The sequence below is a fragment of the Geobacter grbiciae genome (assembly GCF_018531165.1).
Taxonomy (GTDB): Bacteria; Desulfobacterota; Desulfuromonadia; order Geobacterales; family Geobacteraceae; genus Geobacter; species Geobacter metallireducens.
Genome location: NZ_JAHDIW010000003.1, coordinates 209,196 through 225,057, shown reverse-complemented (window position 1 = coordinate 225,057; position 15,862 = coordinate 209,196). Strand labels below are relative to the sequence as shown.

General features: G+C 61.9%; 15 protein-coding genes. 5 read left to right on the top strand and 10 right to left on the bottom strand.

Going from position 1 to position 15,862, the window contains the following annotated elements:
* The first annotated feature begins 5 nt into the window (after window positions 1–5).
* The 3 genes from KJB29_RS06495 to coaE all read left to right on the top strand — a co-directional run bounded on the left by KJB29_RS06495 (window position 6) and on the right by coaE (window position 3,538).
* Window positions 6–1,091: an aminopeptidase gene (locus tag KJB29_RS06495; RefSeq protein WP_246560635.1), complete on the top strand. Its 1,086-nt coding sequence runs from the start codon at window positions 6–8 to the stop codon at window positions 1,089–1,091.
* A gap of 120 nt (window positions 1,092–1,211) precedes the next feature.
* Complete coding sequence (locus KJB29_RS06490; protein WP_215733881.1) at window positions 1,212–2,852, top strand: FapA family protein; 1,641 nt, start codon at window positions 1,212–1,214, stop codon at window positions 2,850–2,852.
* A gap of 80 nt (window positions 2,853–2,932) precedes the next feature.
* Entirely contained in the window at window positions 2,933–3,538 is a 606-nt protein-coding gene (gene coaE / locus KJB29_RS06485) for a dephospho-CoA kinase (protein ID WP_215733880.1), read from the top strand.
* A gap of 14 nt (window positions 3,539–3,552) precedes the next feature.
* Here the strand turns inward: coaE and KJB29_RS06480 are convergent, their stop codons facing one another.
* Window positions 3,553–4,335 carry an IclR family transcriptional regulator gene (locus KJB29_RS06480; RefSeq protein WP_004514341.1) on the bottom strand — a complete coding sequence of 261 codons (783 nt, stop codon included), beginning with the start codon at window positions 4,333–4,335 and terminating at the stop codon, window positions 3,553–3,555.
* Between the two features lie 336 nt (window positions 4,336–4,671).
* Between KJB29_RS06480 and KJB29_RS06475 the strand changes: the two genes are divergently transcribed.
* A complete protein-coding gene (locus KJB29_RS06475) occupies window positions 4,672–5,127 on the top strand; it encodes a universal stress protein (RefSeq protein WP_004514342.1) in 456 nt (151 codons plus the stop codon).
* Here KJB29_RS06475 and KJB29_RS06470 read toward each other — a convergent pair.
* The 6 genes from KJB29_RS06470 to trmB all read right to left on the bottom strand — a co-directional run bounded on the left by KJB29_RS06470 (window position 5,117) and on the right by trmB (window position 10,926).
* Window positions 5,117–5,914, bottom strand: coding sequence for a sugar phosphate isomerase/epimerase family protein (locus KJB29_RS06470; RefSeq protein WP_004514343.1), 798 nt, complete (start codon window positions 5,912–5,914; stop codon window positions 5,117–5,119). The genes KJB29_RS06475 and KJB29_RS06470 overlap by 11 nt on opposite strands.
* Window positions 5,915–5,919: 5 nt before the next feature.
* Window positions 5,920–7,116: a putative nucleotidyltransferase substrate binding domain-containing protein gene (locus tag KJB29_RS06465; RefSeq protein ID WP_215733879.1), complete on the bottom strand. Its 1,197-nt coding sequence runs from the start codon at window positions 7,114–7,116 to the stop codon at window positions 5,920–5,922.
* Between the two features lie 24 nt (window positions 7,117–7,140).
* Window positions 7,141–8,670: a VC_2705 family sodium/solute symporter gene (locus KJB29_RS06460; RefSeq protein WP_215733878.1), complete on the bottom strand. Its 1,530-nt coding sequence runs from the start codon at window positions 8,668–8,670 to the stop codon at window positions 7,141–7,143.
* Window positions 8,663–8,989, bottom strand: coding sequence for a DUF4212 domain-containing protein (locus KJB29_RS06455; protein WP_004514346.1), 327 nt, complete (start codon window positions 8,987–8,989; stop codon window positions 8,663–8,665). Before KJB29_RS06455 ends, KJB29_RS06460 begins: the two co-directional genes overlap by 8 nt.
* Before the next feature lie 90 nt (window positions 8,990–9,079).
* Complete coding sequence (truD, locus tag KJB29_RS06450) at window positions 9,080–10,294, bottom strand: tRNA pseudouridine(13) synthase TruD (RefSeq protein ID WP_215733877.1); 1,215 nt, start codon at window positions 10,292–10,294, stop codon at window positions 9,080–9,082.
* On the bottom strand, window positions 10,291–10,926 hold the full coding sequence (gene trmB / locus KJB29_RS06445; protein ID WP_215734027.1) for a tRNA (guanine(46)-N(7))-methyltransferase TrmB: 636 nt from the start codon (window positions 10,924–10,926) through the stop codon (window positions 10,291–10,293). The genes truD and trmB overlap by 4 nt, the downstream gene beginning before the upstream one ends.
* A gap of 135 nt (window positions 10,927–11,061) precedes the next feature.
* Between trmB and KJB29_RS06440 the strand changes: the two genes are divergently transcribed.
* Window positions 11,062–12,378, top strand: coding sequence for a DEAD/DEAH box helicase (locus KJB29_RS06440; RefSeq protein ID WP_215733876.1), 1,317 nt, complete (start codon window positions 11,062–11,064; stop codon window positions 12,376–12,378).
* Window positions 12,379–12,467: 89 nt separating this feature from the next.
* Here the strand turns inward: KJB29_RS06440 and KJB29_RS06435 are convergent, their stop codons facing one another.
* Genes KJB29_RS06435 through KJB29_RS06425 form a run of 3 tightly spaced genes read right to left on the bottom strand, consistent with a single transcriptional unit; the run spans window position 12,468 to window position 15,631 of the window.
* Entirely contained in the window at window positions 12,468–13,697 is a 1,230-nt protein-coding gene (locus tag KJB29_RS06435) for an ABC transporter permease (protein ID WP_215733875.1), read from the bottom strand.
* The gene (locus KJB29_RS06430; RefSeq protein WP_246560632.1) at window positions 13,694–14,419 is read right to left on the bottom strand and encodes an ABC transporter ATP-binding protein; all 726 of its coding nucleotides are present in this window, start codon (window positions 14,417–14,419) and stop codon (window positions 13,694–13,696) included. Before KJB29_RS06430 ends, KJB29_RS06435 begins: the two co-directional genes overlap by 4 nt.
* A complete protein-coding gene (locus KJB29_RS06425) occupies window positions 14,420–15,631 on the bottom strand; it encodes an efflux RND transporter periplasmic adaptor subunit (protein WP_215733874.1) in 1,212 nt (403 codons plus the stop codon).
* Between the last annotated feature and the right edge of the window lie 231 nt (window positions 15,632–15,862).

The following is a 15,862-nucleotide window of genomic DNA, read 5'->3' as shown; positions in this document are numbered from 1 at the left end:
TTAATATGGGGATTCGTAGCGGAGAACGGGTACTTGTTTTCAGTGACACGATCCGCATCGACGAGGCACCAATCCCTTCCGAACGGAACCGCCGCGAACGCCTATTGCAGGTAGCAGAGGAAGCCGCCCGTTTCGCGGAAACAACGTACGGAAGGACGGATTTCGTTTCTTTCCCCGCAACTGCCGCATCGGGAGCCGAGCCGCCGGAAACTCTCTGGCGGTCAGCCTTCGGGAATGGCATTGTCGACACGCTTGCCGCCGAGGGCATCCTGCCGCGCCTGTTGGCAAAAGAGGCTACAGCGGACGATGTCGAGCGCTCCAGGGTACTGATACTCGCCTCCCGTCGTGACGTGGTTGACGTGGTGGTGGCCCTGGCAAACAACTCAACGAGCCATACCCGCTTCCGGTCCCTCGTGAACGCGGCCGGAGGACGCTTCGCGAGTCTCCCCCACTTCGATCCCGAAATGTTCTTTACCTCCATGCAGATCGACTGGCATGCCCTGGCAGAACGGACCAAACAGCTTGCGGCGGCAGTCAACGAAGCAACGGAAATCCTTATCGAAACCCCCAACGGGACGCGGATGCGGATCGGCAAGATGGGTCGACAGGCCGAGGGAGACGACGGCCTCCTGACCGCACCGGGGAGCTTCGGCAACCTCCCGGCCGGCGAGGTCTACCTGGCCCCCCTCGAAGGGACAAGCGAAGGGGTCATGGTGCTGGAGTATGGACCGACCCGAAAGCTCTCCTCCCCCGTGGAACTAATCGTGCGCAACGGAATCGTTACCGATATCCGCGGCGACGAACCCCATCGGGAGTGGCTTGAACGCCGGTTCGCCGAGAACGGAAAAAACCGCAACATCGCCGAACTCGGCATTGGAACCAATGACCGTGCTACCAGGCCCGACAACATACTCGAAGCAGAGAAGATTCTCGGCACTATCCACATCGCCCTCGGTGACAATTCAGGTTTCGGCGGCACGGTCCAGGCGCCGTTTCACGAGGACTACGTCTTCTACCGACCAACCCTTACCGCCGTAACCGCTGATGGCTCCCCCACGGTGCTGTTGAGGGACGGTACGCTTTTGCTCTAATCCCCCTTCACACAAATTGCTTGGGGTGGCTCAAGTTTTTTTACATCCATCCGATGAGTATGCCTATAGACGCACGTCTTCAGAGAGACTCAACAACACCCAACCGAGTAAGGTGGAAGCATGGGAGAATCCCCCTCAAACCCTTCGGGTCTCACCTTCAGGCTCGCCGATGACCGCAAGCTCAAGGCCATCTATGTGCCTGCGGCCGAGAAAGCCTCCGTAAACCTCGGCTTCCTGAGGCATGCCCTCGTCGCCGGCGGCTTCGCCGATCTCTTCATCTACGACCATGCCCTCGTGGAGCTCATCAAGCGCTATAATGCCGCCACCCAGGAGTTCGTCTACGATGTCGGCGAACAACGCGACGGGACTTACATCATCCGCAACACTCCTGACAACATCGAGGCCTATCTGACCCTGACCCGCCCCTATGGCGGGAAACCGGTACGCCCGGAACAGCTGCACCAGGCCCTCAGAGAGCAGGGGGTTATCTATGGAGTCCTCACAGATGAAATCGAGACGGCCATAGAGGCCGGCGAGGCCACGGACCTGCTCATTGCGCGGGGAGTTCCCCCTGAGCAGGGGACCGACGCAGAACTGGTAAGCCTGATCCCCCAGGCACGCGACCGGCAACCCGAACTTCAGGACAACGAAACCGTCGACTATCGTGACAGGGGAGAGATCAGCAGCGTCAAGGCGGGTGATCCCCTCATGCGCCGGATTCCTCCGACCCCGGGAAAGCCGGGTACCAACATCATGGGAAAGGAGGTCCCGGCACCACCGGCAAAGGATCTTCAGTTCACCCCGAATCTGCCCGGCACGACCTTTGCCCCCGACGACCCCGACCTTCTCATTGCCGCCATCGACGGACAACCGGTGCTCGTGGCCAACGGCGTCATGATCGAGCCGGTCATAAAGATCAAAAATGTCGACCTTTCATCGGGCAACATCACCTTCAAGGGTTCCGTCGACATTTCAGGGGATATTACCCCAGGGATGACGGTGCGCGCCACGGGCGACATCACCGTCGGCGGTGTCGTCGAGGGGGCCACCCTTGAGGCGCAGGGGGACATTGTGGTGCGGGGAGGGATTATCGGGCCAGGAGAGAACCGGGATCCCAAGGGTAAGTCAGGCCAGGAACGCGCCCTAATCCGCGCAAAGGGTAACATTGAGGCGCTCTTTGTGGAAAACTCCCTTGTGGAGGCCGGCGGCATGATCCAGATTGCAGGATTTGCCATGCAAAGCAACCTAGTGGCCGGCACCCAGGTCGTGGTCGGCCAGGAGGGGACCACGAAAGGGCACATCATCGGCGGGTCCTGTCAGGCGGTATCGCGGATCCAGGCAGTAACCCTCGGTTCCCACGCGGGAGTCCACACCACAGTGAGCGTGGGGGTTAATCCCCACGTAAAGGAAAAGCTCTCCACCGTCAAATTGAAGATCGCTGAAGCGGAGCGTGAACTCGACGAATTGACCAAGAAACTTGACTACTTTGCCTCTACCCCACTCAAAGGCACCCCCGAGCAGATCAATGAGACCCGCCAGGCCAAGGACAAGCTCGTGACGGCGCTATCGGAACTCAAGGGAGAAAAGAAACGGCTCGAAAAGAGGCTCGAACAGGCCTCCGATGCCCTGATACGCGTGGAGCGGGCCGTATTGAGCGGCGTTGTCATTTCCATCGGCACCAAGACCCTCGAAGTGAAAGATGACATGGAAGGAGGAATCACCTTCCGACTGGAAGATGACGCCATCGTCGCCTCCCAGTGAGCCTGCCGCTTCGGGCCCCCTTCCCGATTGACAGCTTTAACAAAGTATGGAATGGTTCCTGGTCATCAGGGGAGGGAGCCATGCTAGTCATAGGACTGACCGGTGGGATAGCGTCGGGAAAAAGTACCGTTGCGCGGATATTGGAACGACTCGGCGCCACGATTATCGATGCCGACCTCCTCGCGAGGGAAGCTGTTCTCCCCGGCACCCCGGCCCACCGGGCCATCGTGGCCGCCTTCGGCACGGAGGTCCTCCTGCCGGACGCCACCATTGATCGTAAAGCGCTGGGGCGCATCGTCTTCGCCAATCCGGATGCGCGGCGACGCCTGGAGGCCATAACCCATCCCGCCATCGCCCGCCTGTCACAAGCGCGGCTGACAGAGGCCCACCGCTCCGACGCACCAGCGGTCTTTTACGTGGCGCCCCTGCTCATCGAGGCGGGAGCGGCTGGCCGGGTTGACGATATCTGGGTAGTGTACGCCGATCGGGAGACACAGCTCGCTCGACTTACGGAGCGCGACGGAATCGGGCGAGGGGAGGCTGAACAGCGACTCGCAGCCCAGATGCCCATGGACGAAAAGGCTTCCTATGGCTCGGCCGTCATTGACAACCGGGGGACGTCAGAGGAGACGGAACGGCAGGTGGTTGCCCTTTGGAGGGAGAGAATAGAAAAAAACCCCCGGTAAATCCGGGGGTTTTTTTATTTGTGGTAGCCGAGTTTCATGGAAATCTCATCGGCGGCCTGCGTAATGAGGGGAATGAGTTCCTTTGCCATCCTCTCGTCGGTAAAACGCATGGATGGCCCGGAAAGACTGACCGCGCCGATGATCCGGCGGGTATAGTCACGGATCGGCGCGCCGGCACAGCGGACCCCCAGATCGAGTTCCTCGTTGTCGATGGCGTACCCCTGCTCCGCCACTTCCATCAGGTGCTTTCTCAGCACGTCACGGTCGGTGATCGTATTGGGAGTGTACGGCTTGAGCTCTTTGACAGGGAAAAAGGCATCAAGTTCTTCGTCGGGCATGTATGCAATCTGAACCTTTCCCGCTGCGGTGCAGTATGCCGGAAGCCGGGAGCCGACACGGGGTACAACCCGCACGGTGAGGTCGGTCTCCACCACATCCAGATAGACAATGCTCTGCTCCTTGAGAATCGCCACGTAGGCGGTCTCGTTGCACTCCTTGACGAGCCACTCGAGCACCGGCCGCGACTGGCGCAGAAGTCCCATCTGCTTAATGAAGGTCTGCCCCAGTTCCAGAGTCTTGAGCCCGAGCCGGTAGTTCTCCGTAACCCTGTTCTGCTCGATATAGCCCCGCGACTCCAGGGTGGCCAGGAGCCGGAACACGTTATTCTTGTGGAGTTTCAGCCGCTTGGAGAGCTCCGTAACGCCGAGTTCGTCCACATCTTCATGAAACTGCTCAAGAAGGTCAAGGGCGTGATCGACCGCCTGAATGATATATTCCGATTTATCCTTCTTGGCCATTGGCCCTCCTCTTTCACAGAAAGAAATAAGCCTTCTTACATAAGCTTTAAGGGGAAATAAGTCAAGGGTAACGTCTCTGCCAGAAACCGTCACTCCATTGTCAAGACCCACTTCTCCGTTATATATTTATGCGAAAACCCCTTGAACTGTAGAATATCGTTTTATAATTGTCAAGACTCATTATTTATTTTATAGTCGTCCCACGGAGATAGCGTCGGCCGATGTCGATGGCCTCATACCATAACCTCATCCCAATCGATTATTTTTCCCGCCTTACCCAGGAGCCGGCGAGACTCCCGGACAACTCCATGTCTGTTCTATTCCAGGAGATTCTCCATGCTCAACCTGCGTAAAAAAATCCTCGTGGCCATTGATGGCTCCCCCTTCTCCGACAAAGCAGCCGAGGAAGCGGTCCGGATGGCTGCGGGGAACCCAAGCCAGTTCAAAAGCAAAATCTACGCCATGCTGGTCCTCCCCAATGCACCCCGGAGCACCTTCACCGACTTCGTCCCCCCGCCTCCCATCACGGAAACCAAGGAATGGGACGAACTGAGGGAGCGGGTCTTCTATGTCATCGAGAAGAACGCCAGGGAGGCGGATATCCCCCTCGAGATCAAGGTGGTGTATGGCGATCCCGCGGACGAGCTCATTGATTTCGCGGAAAAGGAACAGATTGACGTGATCGTGATCGGTAGTTCGGGGAAGGGATTCCTGAAACGGAAACTTCTGGGAAGCGTTTCCCACAAGGTGGTAAAGAACTCCCCCTGCTCGGTCTACATCGTCAGGGGATAGGGTGTTCGGTCTCCTTGCGGAGATAGGAGAGAATTTCCCTGAGGCTTTCAACGATGATCCGTTCGTCGCGGGGAAACTCTTCGGGGGAGAGTTCGAGGGTCAGGGTATCGTTGTAGCCGGTGCTGCGCAGATGATTGAGAAAGCGGGTAAGAGGAAGGATGCCGTGTCCCGGCAGCAGGTGCTCGCGACCGTGGCCATAGTCTGAGAAGTGGATGTTCCTGATCCGGCCGCTGTTGTAACAGAGATAGAAGTCGTTGATGAAGTTGGCCTTCCCCGACCCCATGTGGGTGGTGTCGAAGGTCATGAAGAGGTTGCGCTCCTGGATGAAGTCGATGAACTTCGTCGTGCTGGAGAGGATATGGGGGTTCATCCTGACCCGTTTCCCCACCCACGGCATGTTCTCCAGGGTGACGATGACCCCCCCCTGCCCCACCTCCTTCTGGAAATCCATCACCCGGTAGAGCCAGCGCCAGAACCCCAGTTCGAACCCCATCCACGAGGGGGGGTGGAAATTCACCAGCTGAACGCCGCAGTCGGCCGAGAGTTCCACGCACCGCTTCAGCGAGTCGATGGAGCTTCCCCAGCCATCCAGGGGCATGAAGGGGGCGTGCATGGAGTGAATCGGCAGGATTTCCGCAAGCTCCCGGATGAGGGTGCGGCAGTTGACCTTCTGGAAGTCCTGATTGACGATGAGCTCCACCCCGTCGAACCCCGCATCCCGGGCAATGGCCATGACCTTGCCGAGGGGAAACGTAAAGAGGGTGCCGGTGGAGAGGGATATCCGCATCCCGCCTACCCCTGCCCACTGATACTGCTGTAAACGATCTTCTGGAGGCTTCCCACCGCTTCGAGGCTCGCGTGGAGCTCGCGCTCGGCATCCTCTCCGAATTCTTCGGTATCAACGAGAATGCCGTTTTCCCCCGCAATCTCCCGCCGGATGCCATGGCGGTAGAAACAGTTCCAGGCCCGCAGGAGCCGTTCCGCCAGTTCCACGTCAATGCGCCCCTGGTAGAGAAGTCCCCGGATCCGCTCCGTTGTCGCCGTTTCCTGAATGTCGAAGCGTACCGTCATGATCCGCACGTTGGCCACAAGGGGACCTATACCGTAGAGGGCCAGATTGAACATCCCCCGCTCCAGCCGGAGCCTGCCGAAGAAGTCGAAGCCCGATTGCATCATTGCCGTCCGCCGGGCGATCTCCCGCAGGGGATCGATCTGGACCGAAAGAGCGGACCGGACCAGGTTGACCATTTCGGCGGCAAGGGAGGGATCGCCGGCCACCAGGCGCAGATCGGCCAGGCGGACGAGCCACTCCATGTCTCCTCCCCCCTCGACCGCCCTGGCGGCAATCCGCTGGCGCCACTCCGTGAGACTCCCGCGCCATGAGGAAGAGGCGGGGGTGATACCCGCGCGGCTGCCAATACTCAACCGCTCCAGCAGGGGGGCTGGCCTGCCGCTGAACCCCACAAAGGACGATCCGGCCTCGATTTCCTCGTGGACCAACAGAAAATCGCAGGCATCGAACCGGCTCACCTCCCCCCGCCCCGCAGCGCCGAGGGCCATCCAGCACCAGCGCCCGGCCGGCACCCCCACACCTCCCGCCGCCATCTGGCTCAAGGTTATCCTCAGGACTGCCCCCGTGATCCGGTCCAGGGCCACCGTGCGCATAAGGTGGTAGGCCGCAACCGATCCGCGACGGCTGAAGTAATCGGCCGCCATGGCCCGCAGCCGGTCCTGGATCGGCATGAGCTCCCGGACATCCTCTGCCTGGTCGGCTTCGTCCAGGACACGGGAAAAATCCTCCCGGCACCCCTGTTCAGCCGCCAGTTCCTCTTCCAGAGCATTCCTTACCCCCAGGAGCAGCAGTTCCTCGTCCCCGGCCGACAGGTGTGCCATGCGGGCATAGAGTCCCTGGCGCACCTGCTCGATGAACTCGGCGGTCCCGCGCCGGGTAAGGATATCCTCCCCCCTCGCACCTAGTAACAGCGCCATGTCACTGCTCCTTTACCGTCATAGTCAGTCCATGTGGCCGTGAACCTGCTCGGCCAGGAACCGCCGGACCTCTTCAGGGGGCGGAGGGGTCAGGAGCGACACCGCTACCATTACGGCGATAACGGCCGGCGCGCCGAAAAAGGCCGACGAGGTAAGGGGGAAAATATCCGCCACCACCGGCAGAAAACGGCCGAATAGGGGAGTCGAAAAGGTAATGACGACCCCGGTCAGCATCCCCGCGATAACCCCGTGGCGGTTGGCCCGCCCCCACCAGATACCCAGGAGGAACGCGGGGAAAATGGTATTGCCGGCCAGGGCAAAGGCCACGGCGGTAATCTCGGCGATGAGTCCCGGCGGGTCCATGGCGATCACCAGCACCACCACGGCCAGGGCCACCACCGCCGCTTTGGAGAGGGCCATCTTGGTGGTCTCCGACGCCCGGGGGTTGATGAAACGGTAGTAGATGTCGTGGGAAAAAGAGGAGGCGCCGGTGATGAGGAGCCCGGCCACGGTGAAAAAGGCGGCGCTCACGGCCCCGGCGGCGAGAATCCCGATCATCCACGGGGGAAGCCCCCCCATGACCGCTGTCCTTATAACGATAAGGTCGGCCATTTTCTCGGCCGCGGCAGGCGGAAGGGTCATTCCGGTTCGGGCCTCCAGGAGCCGGGCAAAGACGGCGTAGGCCGGAGCCGACCAGTAGATGAGGGCGATGAAGAAGAGCCCCCACACGAGGCTCCACCGGGCGTCCCGGATGTTGGGGACCACGTAGAAGCGCGACAGCACGTGGGGGAGCCCTGCGGTCCCCACCATGAGGGTGAAACAGAGGGATATCCACTGAAAGAGGGAACCCGAGGCAAATGGGGCGGCGAAGTTGATGCCGAACTCCCGTTTCAGGTCCTGGATGGCCACCCCATAGCCGAACTGGGGGAGAACCCAGAAGTAGCCGAGCTTGTACGCCAGCACCATGAGGGGGAGAATGAAGGAGACAATGAGAAGCGTGTACTGGAGTTGCTGGTTGCGGGCCACACCCAGCACCCCCGAGATGATCACGTACCCAACCACCACGACGGCTCCCAGGATCACGCCGTTGCGATAGCCGGTGCCGAAGAGCCAGCCGAAGAGCATCCCGATCCCCTTGAACTGGGCCGTGCAATAGATGATCGAGATGGTGATGGAGATGCCGGCTGAAATGAGCCCTGCCATGGGCGACGCGTAGCGGTCCCCCACGAAGTCCGGCGCCGTGTACTTGCCGAAACGCCGGATCTGTCCCGCCATGAGGACCAGAAGGAGTACGTAGCCGCCGGTCCAGCCGATCACGTAGGCCAGGGCGTAATACCCGTGGAGGTAGAGGAGTCCCCCCATGCCGAGGAGGCTAGCAGCGCTCATCCAGTTGCTGGCGATGGCGGCCCCGCCGCCGATCCGGCCGATGTAGCGGCCACCGATGCCGTAATCGCTGGCGCTCCGGGCCCGGGCGCGGAGCCCCGCCACGATGAAGGAGGCAAGGGCAAGGGTGACAATGATGAGGGGTATGAGATTGGGCCCCGCGTCAGTCATGGCTTCGATCCTTCCTTCTGCTGTGCTGCTCCGTGTGCCGGTCGATGTAAATATTGAAGAGGATGCAGAGAATGATGAACCAGAGGGGGAGAAACTGGGCCGTGAACCAGAAATGCCAGGGGAACGAAAGGAAGGTGAGGCGAGTCAGGATACCCTCCCCCTGGGGAGTTTCGGAGAGGAGCCAGAGGATGGCCTGGACGCCGAAGTTGGCCACAGCCCAGCCAAGGAGGACGAAGAGGATGATCACCACCTCGCCGGTCATGTACCCCTTCCGGGGACGAAAGATGTTGACGTCGTACCACTCGCGATCATGCTCCATAGAGCACCTCCCCATGGGGAATCGGCTGCATTGCGGCTGTTTTACATTGTATCGGCTTTTACCGCGATTTCTCCAGGCCGCGGGCGTAATTCAATCCAGCCTACCCCCCTTCACGACCTCCCGCAGGACTGCCGTGGCGTAGCTCCCCTTGGGAAGCGAAAACTCCAGCACCAGCCCGTCAGCGTCCGCGAAAACCCGGGGATCCCCCAGGGGAACCCGAAGGGGTCGCCGCTCCCCCTCCATCCGGAGCCCGCCGGGAAGGTCGAAACTGGCCGGCTCCACCCCTTCGGCCGCCAGGAGCGACCGTTCCAGCGCCCCCTCTTCACCCTCGGGCATCATCATCCGGCAGCCGAAGAGCGGCCCGGTGGGGGAGATCTCGAAGTGCTCCGCCCGTGGCGCTTCGGCCGCGGAGTCCGTTACCAGGAAACAGGCGCCGTTTGCGTGCTTCCAGGCCAGATCGCCCTCCTGGACGGTGTCGAGGGAGTCGAGCCGGGCCTCCACCACGTGATCGAAAAGAGCCGACTGGCAGGCGGAGAGGTAGAGCTTCCTGAGCCGGGGATTGACCGCGCGGAAGGCCCCCTCGAAGTCGTCGGGGCGCTTCACGAGACGCTGGATGACGTCCCGCTCGGTGCGGCAGTGGCCCGGGAAGAGGCGCTGGCTCTCCTCCAGTTCCCCTCGTTGGTACGCCTCGATGGCGCTCCGCCATGCCTCCCCCGTAACCTTTGCCGGATCGCCCATGAGGAGATCCACCGCAGCGCGCCAGTCGCCGGCCAGCATGGCCCGGCCGATGAGATGGCTGTTCCCCTGAGCACCGTAGCGCTGCTCCCCGAAGCGGTTGGGGACGCCGCGCCGTTCCAGCACCGCCAGGATCGCCGTGGCCCGGGCCGGGGCGTCGGACACCACCCCCCTGACTCGGATCCGAAACCGGTTTCCCGCCAGGTGCCCCAGCTTCAGCTTGTTCCGGTGCCGCACCGCCGAGAGAATGCGGATGCCGGGAAGCTCCAGGGCGAGCACCTCCTCGGGCTTCATCCGGGGGAGCGACACGGTCTGGCGGGTCACCCCCCGGGCATCCTTCATGCCCGCATACCCCACGTCCCGCTCGGAGAGCTTCAGTGCCCGGGCCAGGCGGCGGATGGCGTCCAGGGTCGTCACCCCCCGCTTTTCCATGAGGGCGTAGACGTGCTCTCCCTCGCCGCAGGGGAGGTAGAGGGGAATCTCCTCCACCACGAAATCGTCGACGGTCTCCTTGATGGTCCCGCCGGTGCCGGGAAGTTCAGCGGTTAGGTAAAAGGTCTCGTCACTCATTCAGCGCTCTCCGCCGATTTCCGGTAGTGGACGAAGTATATCCGCTTCCCCTCGGCCATGAACTTCATCATGTACTTGGAGAGATGGTACCCTTCCAACTCGTGGCGGTAACGGTCCGGGGCGAGCATGTTCGCGTACCCCTCCACTCCCGGCATGAACTCCGACACATCGATGCCGTAGTCGTCAAAGTCGGTGGCGAAGTAGAAATCGCCCCCCGGTGCCAGATACTCGCGGATAAACGCGGCGAACTCCCGGTTCACAAGCCGGCGCTTGCGGTGACGTTTTTTGGGCCACGGGTCGGGGCAGTTAATGTGGACAGCACAGAGGGAGCTCTTGGGAATGCGCTCGACGATGAACTTGCGGGCCTCGTCCCGCACGACACGGACATGGGGAATAGCCAGCCGTTCGAGGCGGCGGCAGGTCTTGTCGCACCCCTTGTTGTAGAAGTCGATGGCAATATAGTTGGTGCCGGGATTATCGTTGGCGGTCTTGGCGATGAAGTCGCCGATGCCGCAGCCGATCTCCAGTGCCAGGGGATTGGCGTTGCCGAAGACGGCGGCCCAATCGGCGGGCGTTGACAGTTCGTCAGGGTTCAGGAAAAAGGGTGAAGAAATTTCGATCATGCGCTGCATTCTTGTCGGTTCCTCGGGGTTGAAGTGGGCGTACCATACCACAAAAGCCCGGAAGCTCGGAAGCGCTTTTCTTGCCATTCCCGACCTCCTGTGCTATAGCTATCTGGTTGAAATAACGAAAAAAAGGAACACCAGATGAAATTCACCGACTTAAACCTCCCCGAAGAGGTGCAACAGGGAATCGCCGACACCGGCTTCACCGACTGCACCCCGATCCAGGAAAAGACCCTTCCCCTGGCACTTTCCGGCAAGGATGTGGCCGGTCAGGCCCAGACCGGTACCGGCAAAACCGCCGCCTTCCTCATCAGCCTCTTCACCCGCCTCCTGAAGAATCCAAAGGAAGGGGAAACCCGCAATCCACGCGCCCTGATCCTGGCCCCCACGCGGGAGTTGGTGGTCCAGATCGAGAAGGACGCCCAGGCCCTCGGGGCCCACTGTGGCTTCGTGATCCAGGCCATCTACGGCGGCGTCGACTACATGAAACAGCGCAGCGCCCTCAAGGAAGGGGCCGACGTGGTGGTCGGCACCCCGGGGCGCCTCATTGACTACCTGAAGCAGAAGGTCTATTCCCTCAAGGAGATCGAGGTCCTCGTCATCGACGAGGCGGACCGGATGTTCGACATGGGGTTCATCGCCGACCTCCGCTTCATCCTCCGGCGGCTCCCCCCCTTCGACAAGCGCCAGAACCTCATGTTCTCCGCCACCCTCAACCAGCGGGTCATGGAGCTGGCCTACGAATTCATGAACGTCCCCGAGAAGGTGGCGGTCACCCCCGAGCAGATGACCGCCGAGAAGGTGCAGCAGATACTCTATCACGTGGGGCGCAAGGAGAAGTTCCCGCTCCTCCTGGGTCTCCTCCGCACGAAGGTGATGGAACGGACCATGATCTTCGTCAACACCAAGCGGGAAGCGGAGTTCCTGGACGAGCGGCTCAACGCCAACGACTTCCCCTGTCGGGTCATCTCCGGCGACGTGGAGCAGCGCAAGCGGATGAGGATTCTGGAGGACTTCAAGAACGGCAAGCTCCCGATCATGATCGCCACCGACGTCGCCTCCCGCGGCCTCCACATCGACGGGGTCTCCCACGTCATCAACTACGACCTTCCCCAGGACGCCGAGGACTACGTCCACCGCATCGGCCGCACCGCCCGGGCCGGCGCCGAGGGAAAGGCGATCTCCATGGCCGATGAGGACGGCGCCTTCCACCTGGAGGCGATCCACGAGTACATCAAGGACAAGATCCCGGTGGAGTGGGCCGAGGACGACCTCTTCGTCCACGACTTCAAGCGGGTGAAACCGAAGCCCAAGGGGCACGAGACCCGAGCCAAGGGGCCGACCCGCCACGGCCGGAAGCACCCGGAAGGGGAGAAGAAAGAGGGAGAAGGGGAGGCGAAGAAGCGCCGCCGCGGGCCCCGGAAGAAACCGGCGGGGGAGAAGCCGAAGCCGGAATAGGAACCATTCAGAACAAGATGGATAGAGCGAAAAAGGGGAAAGGCCGACCAGCCTTTCCCCTTTTTCGTTCATTGCGTCCCTGGCGGGACTCACTCGTACCGCAGCGCCTCGATGGGGTTCAGGTTGGCCGCCTTGCGGGCCGGGTAGAAGCCGAAGAAGACGCCGACGCCGGCGGAGAAGAGGAAGGCAATGACGATCGCCTGGGTGGAGATGAGGGTGGGCCACTGCATGATCTTCGAGACCGCCATGGCCCCCACCACCCCAAGCCCCATGCCGATGATCCCCCCCGCCGTGGTGAGGAGCACCGCCTCGGTCAGGAACTGGAGGAGGATGTCCCGCTGTTTGGCGCCGATGGCCATCCGGATGCCGATCTCCCGGGTCCGCTCCGTGACCGAGACGAGCATGATGTTCATAATGCCGATGCCGCCGACCACTAGGGAGATGGAGGCCACGGCCCCCAGGAGGATCGACATGACCTTGGAGGACTGCTCCGATACCGCGAGGATCTCCGACAGGTTGCGCACCGTGAAGTCCCGCTCCCGGCTCGGACCGATCCGGTGGCGCTGGTCCAGGAGCGCAGTCACCTCTTCCTCGGCCTTTTTGAGGACATCGGCGCTTCTCGCCTGGATCATCATGGCGCCCACCGTGTTGGGGAACTGGCTGCCGAAGAGCTTGCGCTGGGCAGTGCGCAGCGGCACGAAGATCACGTCGTCCTGATCTGTCCCCTGGGGAGACTGCCCCTTGTGGTCCAGAATCCCGATGACGGTGAACGGTATCTTCTTGATCCGGATGATCTTGCCGATGGGATCGGCATCGCCGAAAAGGTTCTCGGCCACGGTCTGGCCGATGAGACAGTTCTTGGTGGCGCCGTCCACATCGGGCTGAGAGATGTTTCTGCCGGTTGTTAGGGGCCAGTCCCGGACGACGACCATCTCGGGGGTGCACCCCATCACGATGGTGGACCAGTTCTGATTGCCGTAGACGATCTGGGCCGAGCCCCGCACCGTAGGGGCCACATTCTCCACCGACGGGCATTCCGCCTTGATGGCCCGGGCGTCGTCATAGGTGAGGGTCGGGGTGCCGCCGGCCCCGGTCCGAAGCCCCCCGCTGGTGGTGGAGCCGGGAAGGACCAGGAGGAGGTTGCTCCCGATGCTGGAGATCTGGTCGGAGATCATCTTGCTCGCCCCGGCACCAATGGCCACCATGGCGATGACGGCGGCGATCCCGATGATGATGCCGAGCATGGTCAGGAGTGCCCGCATCTTGTTGACCCGCAGCGCCCGGAGGGCGATCAGGAGACTTTGCCAGAGGGTCGTCATGGGGCCTCCCCCTGGGCCGGCGACGCCACGGCAGGGGAGGCGTTCGGCGAATCGGCGATGATGGTGCCGTCCCGGAAGACGAGATGGCGGCCGGTGAAGGCGGCCACATCGGGCTCGTGGGTGACCATGAGGATAGTGATGCCGTGGCGGTTCAGTTCCTGGAAGATGGCCATGATCTCGACGGTGGTCCGGGAGTCGAGGTTGCCGGTGGGCTCGTCGGCCATAATGATGGCCGGCTCGTTCACCAGTGCCCGGGCGATGGCCACCCGCTGCTGCTGGCCGCCGGAAAGTTGGTTCGAGTAGTGGTCGGCCCGGCCGGCGAGCCCCACCCGTTCCAGGGCCGCCAGTGCCCGCTCCCGGCGGGCCGCCGCCGGCACCCGGGCGTAGACCAGGGGCAGCTCCACGTTCTCCCGGGCCGTTGTCCGGGCCAGGAGGTTGAATCCCTGGAACACGAAACCGATCTTGCGGTTGCGAATCTCGGCCAGCTCGTTGCGGGAGAGCCCCCCCACATTCACCCCCTCCAGGAGATACTCGCCGCTGGTCGGGACATCGAGACAGCCGAGCATGTTCATGCAGGTGGACTTGCCGCTACCCGAGGCCCCCATGATGGCGACGAACTCCCCCTGAGAGACCGTGAAGGATATCCCCTTCAGGGCCTCAACCCGCTGGTCTCCCATGGTATAGACCTTGGTGACGTCGGTTATTTTGACCACCTCGCCCATCTAGAACCTCGGCCCCATGGGTCCGCCCATGCCGCCCGATTTTTTCTGCTGCGGGGTAACCTGTTCGATGATCACCTGGTCGTTTTCCTTGAGGTTCCCGGAAACCAGTTCCACCTGCCCATCGTTGCCGATGCCGGTCTTAACCGGCACCGGAACCGGCTTGTTCTCCGGCCCCAGGATGTAGACCTGCTGCCCACCTTCCCGCTTTTTCCTCCGCTGCTCCTGGCCAGCCTGCTGTCCCTTCGCCTCCTTCTCATCACCCCCCTTCTTGGGCCGGAACCGGAGCGCAGCGGAAGGGAGCTTCAGGACATTGTCCTTGCGGGCGGTCTCGATGCTGACATTGGCGGTCATCCCCGGCTTGAGCTTCATGTCCTTGTTGTCCACGTCGATCACCACCACGTAGGTCACGACGTTCTGGGTGACCACCGGGGCGTTGCGCACCTGCCGGACGGTGCCGGTGAAGCGGTTCTCGGGATAGGAGTCCACGGTGAAGCTGACCGGCTGCCCCACCTGCACCCGGCTGATGTCGGCCTCGTCCACGCTGGTGTCGATCTCCATGCGGGTCAGGTCCTGGGCGATGGTGAAGAGGGTCGGGGTCTGGAACGAGGCGGCCACGGTCTGCCCCACGTCCACGTTGCGGGAGACGACGATGCCGTCCACGGGCGAACGGATGGTGGCATAGCGGAGGTTGGTCTCCGACTGGCTGAAGGCGCCGCGGGTCTGGGCCACGCTCCCCTCGGCCGCTTTCACGGTGGCCTGGGCCATCTGGTACCGATTGTCTGCGACGTCAAAATCGCTTTGGGAGACGACACCGTCCTTGAGGAGCTGGCGGTTCCGCTCCAGGTTCCGCCGGGCATCGGCCAGATCAGCCCTCACCCTCTGGAGGTTGGCTTGGGCGTTCAGATAGTTTCCCCGGGTCTGCTCCACTTGGGCCGAGAACAGGGAGGGATCGATCTGGGCGATGACCTGCCCCTTTTTCACCGGCGAGTTGTAGTCCACAAAGAGCTTCTGGATGGTGCCCGAAACCTGGGTACCCACCTGTACCGTCACCACGGCGGCAAGGTTGCCGGTGGCGGAGACAGTGGAGACAATATCCCCCCGCTCGATCTTGGCGGTCTTGAACACCGTTTCCGGCTTTTTGTTCAGGGTAAAGTACGCGGCAACGCCGGCCACCACGAGGACGGCAGCGGCGGGGATGAGGAATTTCTTCATGGGGGACCTCGGCGAGGATGATCTTCTATCGGAATTATGCTTTGTGTATAGATGAAAACGAGGCAAACCTCAACCGGTTGACACAAAAAAGCCCCCTGTCTTCATCAGACAGGGGGCTGGTGGTTAAGCCCGCCGCACTACGCGACGGGCATGCGTCGGCAACCCTCCTTGCAACGGGTTACCGGGCGAAGCATATAGATCGTGGTCCACATGGCCGAGGTCTCCTTTCGC

Bases quoted from the DNA above. Each gene is read 5' to 3' on its own strand.
- KJB29_RS06495 (WP_246560635.1), top strand. From the start codon at position 6: ATGGGGATTCGTAGCGGAGAACGGGTACTTGTTTTCAGTGACACGATC.
- KJB29_RS06490 (WP_215733881.1), top strand. From the start codon at position 1,212: ATGGGAGAATCCCCCTCAAACCCTTCGGGTCTCACCTTCAGGCTCGCC.
- coaE (WP_215733880.1), top strand. From the start codon at position 2,933: ATGCTAGTCATAGGACTGACCGGTGGGATAGCGTCGGGAAAAAGTACC.
- KJB29_RS06480 (WP_004514341.1), bottom strand. From the start codon at position 4,335: ATGGCCAAGAAGGATAAATCGGAATATATCATTCAGGCGGTCGATCAC.
- KJB29_RS06475 (WP_004514342.1), top strand. From the start codon at position 4,672: ATGCTCAACCTGCGTAAAAAAATCCTCGTGGCCATTGATGGCTCCCCC.
- KJB29_RS06470 (WP_004514343.1), bottom strand. From the start codon at position 5,914: ATGCGGATATCCCTCTCCACCGGCACCCTCTTTACGTTTCCCCTCGGC.
- KJB29_RS06465 (WP_215733879.1), bottom strand. From the start codon at position 7,116: ATGGCGCTGTTACTAGGTGCGAGGGGGGAGGATATCCTTACCCGGCGC.
- KJB29_RS06460 (WP_215733878.1), bottom strand. From the start codon at position 8,670: ATGACTGACGCGGGGCCCAATCTCATACCCCTCATCATTGTCACCCTT.
- KJB29_RS06455 (WP_004514346.1), bottom strand. From the start codon at position 8,989: ATGGAGCATGATCGCGAGTGGTACGACGTCAACATCTTTCGTCCCCGG.
- truD (WP_215733877.1), bottom strand. From the start codon at position 10,294: ATGAGTGACGAGACCTTTTACCTAACCGCTGAACTTCCCGGCACCGGC.
- trmB (WP_215734027.1), bottom strand. From the start codon at position 10,926: ATGCAGCGCATGATCGAAATTTCTTCACCCTTTTTCCTGAACCCTGAC.
- KJB29_RS06440 (WP_215733876.1), top strand. From the start codon at position 11,062: ATGAAATTCACCGACTTAAACCTCCCCGAAGAGGTGCAACAGGGAATC.
- KJB29_RS06435 (WP_215733875.1), bottom strand. From the start codon at position 13,697: ATGACGACCCTCTGGCAAAGTCTCCTGATCGCCCTCCGGGCGCTGCGG.
- KJB29_RS06430 (WP_246560632.1), bottom strand. From the start codon at position 14,419: ATGGGCGAGGTGGTCAAAATAACCGACGTCACCAAGGTCTATACCATG.
- KJB29_RS06425 (WP_215733874.1), bottom strand. From the start codon at position 15,631: ATGAAGAAATTCCTCATCCCCGCCGCTGCCGTCCTCGTGGTGGCCGGC.